Consider the following 7,787-nt stretch of genomic DNA (forward strand, 5'->3'; position numbering starts at 1 on the left):
GGCGGTGCGGATCCCGCCCGCGTACGGCGCGGACGGGTCGATCACGACCAGGTCGATGCCGGCCCGGAACGCGGGTGTCTGCAGCGCGAGCCAGTCGATCACGCACGCCCCGGAGCGTCCCGGGGTCAGCCCGAGAAGGTGCCCGGGCAGGGTGGGGTCGGCGTTGACGAACGAGGTCATCCACGGGTTCGACCGTGTCCAGCCGGCCTCTTCGAGCACCCAGCGCACCGACCGGGCGCGGGTCTCGTCGATGCCGAGCACGCGGGTGGGTTCCGGCTCGGGCAGCCACTGGTTGGCCAGTGCGATGAGCGCCCGGTGCGCGGTCGACCACGCCACCTGGTACTCGCTAGTGCCCCGAGTTTGAAGTTGTTTTACGGTCAGCTTTCACCAGGATCTGCTCGGCGGTTTTCGTCCACACGAACGGCTGCGCCCGCGGATTCCACCCGTTGATGAACTCTCGGATCTTCGCCGTCAGTTCGCGGACACTGCGGAAAGTTCCGCGATGAATCGCTTGGCGTTCGATGATCCCGAACCACACCTCGACGAGGTTCATCCACGACGCCGACGTCGGGGTGAAATGAACATGGATCCGCGGATTCGCAGCCAGCCACTCGCGGACCTCGGCCTTCTTGTGGGTGGCGTAGTTGTCCATCACCAAGTGCAGTTCCTGCTTCGGATACGCGCGTGCGACATGTTTGAGGAACACCAGAAACTCCTGGTGACGGTGTCGCGGCCGGCAGATCCCGGTCACCTTTCCGGTCGCGATCTCCAACGCCGCGAACAAGGTGGTGGTGCCGTTGCGGATGTAGTCGTGGGTTTGCTTCTCGGGCATTCCGATCTGCATCGGCAACGTCGGAGCGGTCCGATCCAATGCCTGGATCTGCGATTTCTCGTCCACGCAGAGCACGATCGCGTTCTCGGGCGGATCGAGATACAACCCGACGATGTCGGTGACCTTCGCGACCAGTTCCGGATCGGTGGAAAACTTGAATGTCTCACTGCGCCAAGGCTGCACACCGTACTCGCGCCAGATCCGTGCGACCGTGCCGTACCCGATCCCCAAATGTTTCGCGAGCAGGCGCGAACTCCAGTGTGTGACACCGTATTTCTTCGGCGGCGGCATCAAGGTCGCGGAGACGATCTCCCGGCGATCGAGGCTACGCGGCCGCCCCGAACGCGCATCGTCTTCGAGGCCGGCCAAGCCGTCTACGTCGTAGCGGGCGCGCCAGGAGATCACCGTCGGCCGCGACACCCCGACCAGTTCCGCGATCGACGAATTCGACTCACCTTGAGATGCGAGCAAAACAATCCTCGCTCGCTGCGCCGCACCGGAGGAGATCGACCTCGACCGCAGTCGTCGGGCCAACTCGAGATCGTCGCCGTCTCGCAAGAGTAGGGGCTTAATCCGCATGCTTGAAGTATCTCAAATCGCACTGTCAAAGAATTTTAGGCGCGCGGCACTAGCGACCTCGCTGACGGCGCGGTTGCCCGACGCGATCGCCGAACCGTTCTTCTCTCGTAGCCGGGTCGTGAGCCGCGACCGTGCCGGCACAGCGCGGGACTGCTGCGTGAATGTCGCTGTCCCACAGGCCGGTTCGCGGCACACCAAGCGCCGTTTGAGCCACCACAGATCGGTTCTTTGGCCGGAGGCAGGCAAGTCCTTGACTCGAACCAGTGGCCGCTCCTTGATCCTTGAGGTGAGCACCCCGCACTCGGGGCAGGCGCCCTCCGGGTCGATGACCTCGATGACGACACGCACCGTGTCGGCATCGATTCGTTCGAGCTGCAGGACGGTGAACTCGTCCTCCAGCCCGAGCAGCACTGACGTACCCTCGTTCATGCTCGTGGCCTCGCTGTTGTCGCGTTGTGAGAGACCAACAGCATGTCGGGGCCACGAGCCCCATCAACTACCGGGCACCCCGCTCAAGCGCGAAGAGCCTCTTAAGTGACTGTGTAACAACCAGTTTCGATGGAAGTCGCTATCTGAATTGAAATTCTGGGCGGAAATGCACGACGACCAATGGCTCTGGCAGGGGTAACTGTGCGCGTCACCGATGGCGAGGGAACCAACAGCGTCGAGATCGACATGCTCGTGACCGCCGACGCCATCACCGAAGTGCCGTCGGTTGGCTGAGACTTGTTCAGTGCCGAGCCCTGCAAGAGCGGAGTTTGCGTCGGGCGCTCCCGGTAGATCGGCGGTGGCCTTCATGGTGTGATCGCGCTCTATACGCACTGGCTTTAGTGGTGGGTGTTGCTGTCGCGGCGCGCCGTCCTGTGGGCGGCAGGAAGAATCTGGCCGACGTGTTCGGCGGGACCGAGCATGAAGCGGTCCAAGCCGGAACGCGTTGGGCTGTAGACGTACTGGAGTCGGAGGGAATTTCTGCTTCGGAGCAACCTTTGGTCGCGTTACGTGAGTTGCGTCGGGCTAATCGAGCGTTGTCGCTTACCGGTGCCAAGGTTCTTCTGGACCAACTTCTGCCACCTCGCTAGCGCAGTCGCGGGTCGCTGTCCCCGAAACGTCCGCGATCTGGTCCTGGGTCACCACTCCTGAATGATGTTGACGGTGCTCGTCCAGATCGCAGGATTGTTGACCGTGAAGGTACATCAAATCAGGACGGCATCTCCGGGTGGCTATGAGGTTCGGAGACGCGTCGGGGTGGTAATGGGCTCTTTCTTACTGGTGAGCGGTGTAGCCGTTTCACGGTGACCACCAGATCATACTTTGGTACGCTTAAAGTATGACCACGAAATTTACCATAAGTCTGCCTGACGAGGATGCGCACCTACTCGACGAGTATGTGCGTGATCACGGACTTCGTGGCCGGTCGGCAGGAATTCGAGCCGCACTCCGCCTACTCTCGACGTCCGGACTCGAACGTGACTACGCTGCAGCGTTTGCTGAAGGTGACGTAGATGAAGTGTGGGACGCTGTCACGGCAGACACCGAATGATTCGCCGCGCGCACATTCACTGGGTGGATCTCGATCCGGCGCAGGGCAGTGAAGCGGCGAAACGACGACCGGCGGTGGTGGTGAGCAACGACCGGGCCAACGCTACTGCAGAAAATCTCGGCAGGGGCGTGATCACCGTGGTTCCGTTGACTACCAATACCGCGCACGTGTTTCCGTTTCAGGTGATTGTCGAGTCCGACGAGTCAGGTTTGGCGCGAGCGTCGAAAGCGCAAGCGGAGCAAGTGCGTTCGGTATCGGTTCGGCGTCTGGATCCTGAACCTGTCGGCAAGGTCGGGATGGAGACTTTCGCCGCACTCGAGGACGCGCTGCGGCTGCACCTCGATCTGCAGTAACTTGGTGCTGTTGGGGCCGGGTGATCGCCTCGATCGTCGGGGTGCGTGTTTATGACAGCTTGAGTCGAGACCACCGTGACGGCTAGACCCAGGCCCATCTGCGACTCGCCGGACCGGTAGTGACGGTTTGAGCTGAGCCCACCTCAGTGTTGTGGCATCTGGCTTGTTCGGATGCCAGCAACTGCTGGAGGGCAGTGATGGAGACTCGAATGGAGTTGTTCGCTCGTATTCGACGTGATGCCCGGGTCGAGGGGTGTTCGATCCGGCAGTTGGCCCGCCGCCACCAGGTTGGCCGGGCAACGGTGCGGATGGCGTTGGCGCAGGCGGAGCCGCCGCCGAGAAAAGTTCCGGTGCGTTGTTCACCGAAGCTCGATCCGTTCAAAGCCGCGATCGACGCCATGCTCACCGCCGATATCGACGCACCACGAAAACAACGCCACACGGCCCGCCGAATCCTCGCCAGACTGGCCGACGAACATGGAGCGCAGCACCTTTCGTATTCGACGGTGCGTGACTACGTGCGGGTTCGGCGAGCACAGATCGACGTCGAAGCCGGACGTCGCATCGAAGTGTTCGTCCCGCAGGAACATGCTCCCGGAGCCGAGGCGGAAGTCGATTTCGGTGAAGTGTGGGTGATCTTGGCCGGGGTGAAAACCAAATGCCATATGTTCGCCTTCCGCCTCTCACACTCGGGAAAAGCTGTGCACCGCGTGTACTCGACGCAAGGGCAGGAAGCGTTCCTCGAAGGCCATATCGCCGCGTTCGAGGAAATCGGCGGTGTCCCCACCCGTCACATCCGCTACGACAATTTGACCAGTGCTGTGCAGAAAGTGATCTACGGCTCCTCCCGAGCGCGGGTGGAGAACCAGCGATGGGTACTGTTCCGCTCGCACTTCGGGTTCGACCCGTTTTACTGCCAGCCTGGTATCTCGGGGGCGCACGAGAAGGGCGGCGTGGAGGGCGAGGTGGGCCGGTTCCGCCGAAACAGGTTGTCCCCGATGCCCGTTGTCAACTCACTCGATGAGCTCAACGAGAAGATCCGCGCTTGGGACACGGCAGATAACGGCCGCCGAATCAATGACCGGATACGCACTGTCGGGCAGGATTTCGCCGTCGAAGCACCGCTCCTGCTACCTGTTCCAAGCGAGGGCTTCGACCCGGGATTGTCGCTGGAACCACGAGTCGATCGGTCAGCGTTGATCACGGTGCGAATGGCGAAATACTCTGTCCCAGCACGTTTCATCGGCAGACAAGTGCGAGTCTCGTTGCGGGCGTCGGAAGTGGTGGTCTTCGACGGCCGGGCGGTGATCGCTCGCCATCAACGGGTCATCGCCCGGGGCGGTCAGAGCCTCGATCTCGACCACTACCTCGAAGTGTTGCGCACCAAACCCGGCGCCCTGCCAGGGGCGAGCGCTTTGGCCGCTGCCCGCAGGAACGGAACATTTACCTCGAGTCATGACGCATTCTGGGCCGCGGCCAGAAAAACTGACGGTGATGCCGGCGGAACCCGCCAACTCATCGATGTCCTGCTCCTGCACCGCACCATCGATAGCGATGACGTGATCGCCGGCATTGAAGAAGCTCTGACCGTCGGCGCAGTCACCGCTGATGTCGTCGCGGTCGAAGCCCGCCGCCACGCATCATTGGAGGTCGATGCGGCTGGGTCTGATTCAGGCCGTCATCTCGTTGCTCGTCGCAGCGGCCGGGAGCAACGCGTTGTCAGCTTGACCCAACGTCGTCTCGCCGATCCGGCAGCGGTCATCGCTGGTCTGCCGGCCGATTCTCGGCCTGCGCCGACGGTCGATCACTACGACCAACTCCTGCGACTACCTGAACGCCGCAATCCCGCCCAGCCCGCTGCCCGAGCCGAGTGAAAGAAGGCCCGAGAATGGTTCGTCAATCCGTCACGGTTTCCACCACGTTGCGCCGCCGAGGTTTGACCGAGGAGGCCGCCACCGCCGCGGTCGATCAAGCGTGCCGCCGACTACGACTTCCCACCATCCGTGCCGTCGTCGAGGACGCCGCCACTGCCGCCCGCAAGGACCAGCTTTCGTACTACGGATTTCTGGCGGAGTTGCTGCTTTCCGAATGCGACGACCGTGACCGCAGAAGTGTGGTGCGGCGAATCAAGGGAGCGGGGTTTCCTCGCGAAAAGTGGTTGGCAGACTTCGATTTCGATGCCAACCCCAATATCAATCCCGCGACCATTGGAACCCTCGCCACCGGCGACTGGATCCGCAAAGGCCAACCCCTGTGTTTGATCGGGGACTCCGGAACCGGGAAATCGCATCTCCTCATCGGGCTCGGGGCTGCGGCCGCCGAGCACGGTTACCGCGTCAAATACGTCCTCGCGACCCGGTTGGTCAACGAGCTCGTCGAAGCCGCCGACGAGAAACAACTCGCTCGCACGATCGCCCGTTACGGGCGAGTGGATCTACTTTTGCTGGACGAGCTCGGTTACATGGAACTCGACAAGCGAGGCGCTGAGCTGCTCTTCCAGGTTTTGACCGAACGGGAGGAGAAAAATTCCGTCGCGATCGCGTCGAACGAGTCGTTCTCCAAAGCGCACATGTTCGCGCGAATCTGTGCGTAGTCGCGCCGAAGTTTCACGGGTTCGGCAGTCGGGTGGGGTCGACGAAGTCTGCCAGGTAGATCATGGCGGCCTCGGCGGTCATGCCGAATGCCGCGGCGACGAGCTTCGGATCCATGGTGTTGACCAGATCGATAAGGCGAGTGCAGCGGATCATCCGCGGGCCGAACCCGCAATCGTCGAGCACATGACTCAGATAGGCGACCGATGCGGGTGACCGTCCGGCCTTGGTCCCTTTGGTGACGATGACGTGCGGATTGGCGGTGCGCCAGGAGGCGCGCTGGGCCAAACAGCGCTGCACGATCGTCCAGCTCGCCGGGTCCATCGGGACCGGATGCGGTCGCTCGCCAAGCCTGACGGTCTGTCGAAGCGGATCGACATCGTCGCAGGTCAGCAGCCGGACTTCGCGACTGGAAGCGCCATGCAGCAAGGCGAGGATGCCGACCAGGGATTCATGCGGATGCACCAGCAGGTCGGTGGTCCACCGCTGGAACAACCGGCGTTGTTGCTCGAGAGTGAGCGTCCGGCCACGAAAACCCTTGGCCTCTTTCCTGTCCAGGCTCTTCGTCGGATCGACAAGGACCAGACGGTGACTGCGCGCGAATCGGAAAAACTGGCGCAGCACGGTGAGTCTTCGCTGGCGCGACTTCGGCAGGGAAACTAGGAACGCCTCGACGTCGCCGAGCTCGACGGTCGCCCAATCTTGTTTCCCGCGTTCACTGTTCAAGAACGAAGCGAAATCTCGAACGGCCGCCAGTGCGGCCTCTATGGTCGAATCGCTGCGGGGCAGTGTTCCGGCCCGGCGAGCACGGGCCTTGGCGGTAAGCATGAACTCGGCGAATCCTGCGATTGCCGGTCGCAGCGGTTCAGGGGCCGCTTCGATCCGCCGTTGCCGGCGGCCGGCGGCGAGTCGCTCGTTGTGGTCGGTCGGCATCGCCAGCCCGTGTTCGGTGAAGAAATCTTGCATCGATCTGGCCAGCGGACCCATGGAACGGCCTGAGCGGCGTGCCCTGTCGAGCAGGGACGGCGGATGATTGGAGTGCTCGTCGTCGAGCAGTCGCCCCAGCTCGGTGACCGCCACACACGCACGGCCTGGCGAATAGCCGTCGGCGAGACAGGTGATCAGGCCGGGCAGCCAATCCGGCGGGTCGGCAAGACGTGCTAGGAGATGTTCGCCGGCCACATGCGGCCGATCCGGATGGCGCTGCCAGCATCGCGAGCACATGCCGCGGCAAGCATGGCGACGCAACACGCCACAGGCGACGCAGACGCGCGGGGGCTTCTTCGAAGGGCGCGGCCTCGAACAGTGACCGCACCAGCCGGTGTCCACGCGCAGATACCCGGGTTTGCCGCACCGCGGACAGTCCTGTTGCCGAGCTTGCAGGTCGGCTTTGCGTTGGCAGCCCCGGCACAACACGGCCTCCGCGAAGCGGACCTTGTGACCGCACTGCGCGCACCGGCGGGAACAAATCACGCAACGACCTGTCTCGACGACCAGCACCCTACTGCGGCTGCAGTCAGGGCACGGCTGCTTGGCGGCCGCGTCCTTGGCGCGGGCGGTGCACCGGCAGCACAGGTCGCGGCCGATGATGCCCACCGGTCCGCCGCACTCGGCACAGTCACGCTGGCGTTTACCCATGTTCTGCAATGACTTCCAGGTCGAAGCGTCACATCGGCGGAAGCGAGCGGCCGCGGGCGTTGACGGCTTGGCGCTGCGTCGGCGCCGGTCGAATTGGCGGATCGGCAGGACGCTCGACGGGAGTGGCGTCGATCTCGAACAAGTCGTCCGGAGTGCATTGCAAGGCAGTGCACAACGCGATCAGCGTCGTCATCTTGATCTGGGTGGGTTCCTTGGTGAACAGCGCCGACACCGACGCCGCCGACATCTCCAGC

At 63.1% G+C, this 7,787-nt stretch carries 9 protein-coding genes; 5 read left to right on the forward strand and 4 right to left on the reverse strand.

What is annotated here, in order from left to right; all coding sequences use genetic code 11:
- Positions 1-346 precede the first annotated feature (346 nt).
- Positions 347-1,411, reverse strand: coding sequence for an IS630 family transposase (locus ATN38_RS02630; RefSeq protein ID WP_054186956.1), 1,065 nt, complete (start codon positions 1,409-1,411; stop codon positions 347-349).
- Between the two features lie 12 nt (positions 1,412-1,423).
- Positions 1,424-1,840, reverse strand: coding sequence for a transposase family protein (locus tag ATN38_RS02635; protein WP_073513843.1), 417 nt, complete (start codon positions 1,838-1,840; stop codon positions 1,424-1,426).
- A gap of 898 nt (positions 1,841-2,738) precedes the next feature.
- Between ATN38_RS02635 and ATN38_RS02645 the strand changes: the two genes are divergently transcribed.
- From ATN38_RS02645 to istB, 4 genes are all read left to right on the forward strand, one after another.
- A complete protein-coding gene (locus ATN38_RS02645; RefSeq protein ID WP_003943374.1) occupies positions 2,739-2,951 on the forward strand; it encodes a ribbon-helix-helix domain-containing protein in 213 nt (70 codons plus the stop codon).
- Positions 2,948-3,304 carry a type II toxin-antitoxin system PemK/MazF family toxin gene (locus tag ATN38_RS02650; protein ID WP_003943396.1) on the forward strand — a complete coding sequence of 119 codons (357 nt, stop codon included), beginning with the start codon at positions 2,948-2,950 and terminating at the stop codon, positions 3,302-3,304. Before ATN38_RS02645 ends, ATN38_RS02650 begins: the two co-directional genes overlap by 4 nt.
- A 197-nt stretch (positions 3,305-3,501) precedes the next feature.
- The gene (istA, locus tag ATN38_RS02655) at positions 3,502-5,178 is read left to right on the forward strand and encodes an IS21 family transposase (RefSeq protein WP_209923458.1); all 1,677 of its coding nucleotides are present in this window, start codon (positions 3,502-3,504) and stop codon (positions 5,176-5,178) included.
- A gap of 14 nt (positions 5,179-5,192) precedes the next feature.
- Complete coding sequence (istB, locus tag ATN38_RS02660; RefSeq protein ID WP_003943401.1) at positions 5,193-5,897, forward strand: IS21-like element helper ATPase IstB; 705 nt, start codon at positions 5,193-5,195, stop codon at positions 5,895-5,897.
- A 13-nt stretch (positions 5,898-5,910) separates the two neighbouring features.
- Here istB and ATN38_RS02665 read toward each other — a convergent pair whose 3' ends face one another.
- Positions 5,911-7,077: a site-specific integrase gene (locus tag ATN38_RS02665; protein ID WP_003943392.1), complete on the reverse strand. Its 1,167-nt coding sequence runs from the start codon at positions 7,075-7,077 to the stop codon at positions 5,911-5,913.
- A 123-nt stretch (positions 7,078-7,200) separates the two neighbouring features.
- On the opposite strand from ATN38_RS02665, the gene ATN38_RS32580 reads away from it, so the two are divergent.
- Positions 7,201-7,545, forward strand: a complete 345-nt coding sequence (locus ATN38_RS32580) for a hypothetical protein (protein ID WP_073513720.1) — start codon at positions 7,201-7,203, stop codon at positions 7,543-7,545.
- Positions 7,546-7,561: 16 nt separating this feature from the next.
- Here the strand turns inward: ATN38_RS32580 and ATN38_RS02670 are convergent.
- The coding region (locus ATN38_RS02670; protein ID WP_218747552.1) for a helix-turn-helix transcriptional regulator at positions 7,562-7,787 on the reverse strand (226 nt) is incomplete at its 5' end.

This window comes from Rhodococcus sp. FH8 (assembly GCF_019266085.1).
Classification (GTDB): domain Bacteria; phylum Actinomycetota; class Actinomycetes; order Mycobacteriales; family Mycobacteriaceae; genus Rhodococcus_F; species Rhodococcus_F qingshengii.

Coding starts and splice junctions, on each gene's coding strand:
- ATN38_RS02645 (WP_003943374.1), top strand. CDS start 2,739: ATGACCACGAAATTTACCATAAGTCTGCCTGACGAGGATGCGCACCTA.
- ATN38_RS02650 (WP_003943396.1), top strand. CDS start 2,948: ATGATTCGCCGCGCGCACATTCACTGGGTGGATCTCGATCCGGCGCAG.
- ATN38_RS02635 (WP_073513843.1), bottom strand. CDS start 1,840: ATGAACGAGGGTACGTCAGTGCTGCTCGGGCTGGAGGACGAGTTCACC.
- istB (WP_003943401.1), top strand. CDS start 5,193: ATGGTTCGTCAATCCGTCACGGTTTCCACCACGTTGCGCCGCCGAGGT.
- ATN38_RS02630 (WP_054186956.1), bottom strand. CDS start 1,411: ATGCGGATTAAGCCCCTACTCTTGCGAGACGGCGACGATCTCGAGTTG.
- istA (WP_209923458.1), top strand. CDS start 3,502: ATGGAGACTCGAATGGAGTTGTTCGCTCGTATTCGACGTGATGCCCGG.